This window comes from Paenibacillus sp. AR247, assembly GCF_002968895.1.
Taxonomy (GTDB): Bacteria; Bacillota; Bacilli; order Paenibacillales; family Paenibacillaceae; genus Paenibacillus_AQ; species Paenibacillus_AQ favisporus.
This window is the reverse complement of the sequence record NZ_PCZT01000025.1, coordinates 241,541-243,037: the sequence shown is the minus strand read 5'-3', so window position 1 is coordinate 243,037 and position 1,497 is coordinate 241,541. Positions and strand designations below refer to the sequence as shown.

Genomic DNA, 1,497 nt, shown 5'->3' with positions numbered 1-1,497 from the left:
CGCGGTTTTGGAGGGCTCATCTTCTGGAGCGCCGGAGGACCGCGATGAATCTTCATTTTAAGCAGGCGCTGTATTCGCTGTCTTCCTCCCTGTCTGCGGGCAAATCGGTGGAGAACGGTTTTAGGGAGGCTATTCAGGACCTGCGGATGCTCGACCCGGATGCGGAGAATGACCTGATTACCGAGCTGGGCATTATCTGCGCGCGGATGGAGTATGGCGAACCGGTCGAGGATGCATTGAATGACTTCAGCCGCCGTGCCGCAATGGAGGATATTACGAATTTTGCGGATGTGTTCACGACGTGTAAGCGCACGGGCGGGGACCTTGTCGAGGTTGTGCGGCACACCTCAACTGTGATCGGCGAGAAGCTGGATATCAAACAGGAGATCTCGGTCATCGATCGCCCAGAAAAAGTTTGAATCCAGAGCCTTGTTGGCTGCGCCTATCCTGATGCTGATGTTTATGAATTTTACTGCCGGAGACTATATGCAGCCGCTGTACAGCGGGATGGGCATCGTGATTTCGACAGGTGCATTGGCAGGGCTGGCCGGTTGCCTGCTATGGATTATGAAAATGATGAATATCAAGGTGTGAACGGGGTGAAGTCATGAAATTATTGGCTGCCGTGATGCTGGCTCTGCTGGCGGGAGGTTGGGTGGTGCAGAACCAGCGCTGCGGCGACAAGTATAAGCGGTTGATGACATTGCCGATGGAAGGGATTCGGCTGAGAGCGGTGATGCGGCCCATGCTGTACATCATCGACCAGTACAAGCTGACTGCTCGTTTTCCGCTCTTCTTCTTCAGGCTTCAGCGCTCGATTCAGAAGATTTACGGGCAGCGGCACAGCGTGGAGATGACGCTCCTGTATGCCGGTGAGATGCTGTGTTACAGCTGGCTTATGCTGATGCTGGGCTGCCTGCTGACGCTTGCCGCCGGGGGGAACACGGGGCTTATTATTGGAGGGCTGCTGGCCATCCTTCTGCCGGCCGCGATCATTAAGGACCTGCACACGAAGGTTGATAAGCGGGACCAGGATATTACGATCGAGCTGGCCGAGCTGCTGAACAAGATCGTCCTGCTCGTCGGAGCAGGCGAGACGGTGCAGAAGGCCATCACGCGATGCGCACGTCAGAAGGAAACCCAAAAGGATCATCCGCTTTATAAGGAACTAATCCGGATGATCGATGATCTGGAAGGCGGATATTCCTTTCAGCAGTCGTTTGAAAATTTTAGCAAACGCTGTGCCGTGCAGGAGGTATCCGCGTTTACGACAGCCGTGCTGCTCAATTTGCGGCGAGGGGGCAGCGACTTTGCCATGGCTCTGAACGACTTGTCCCGGGGATTATGGGAGAAGCGCAAGGCCATTACCCGGACACGAGGAGAGCAAGCTTCGTCAAAGCTCGTTTTTCCAATGATGGTCATTTTTATGATCGTGATTGTGCTGGTGGGCACACCGGCTTTTATGATGATGAACATGTAGGAGGGGTATAAATGCTG

The 1,497-nt window shown here is 54.4% G+C and carries 1 protein-coding gene and 1 pseudogene; both read left to right on the top strand.

All coding sequences use genetic code 11. The features are described from left to right. Window positions 1–594, top strand: a pseudogene (locus CPT76_RS33985) (type II secretion system F family protein); the annotation flags it as partial. A 13-nt stretch (window positions 595–607) separates the two neighbouring features. Beyond that, window positions 608–1,480: a type II secretion system F family protein gene (locus tag CPT76_RS33980; RefSeq protein ID WP_105446040.1), complete on the top strand. Its 873-nt coding sequence runs from the start codon at window positions 608–610 to the stop codon at window positions 1,478–1,480. Window positions 1,481–1,497: the final 17 nt, after the last annotated feature.

Coding starts and splice junctions, on each gene's coding strand:
- CPT76_RS33980 (WP_105446040.1), top strand. CDS start 608: ATGAAATTATTGGCTGCCGTGATGCTGGCTCTGCTGGCGGGAGGTTGG.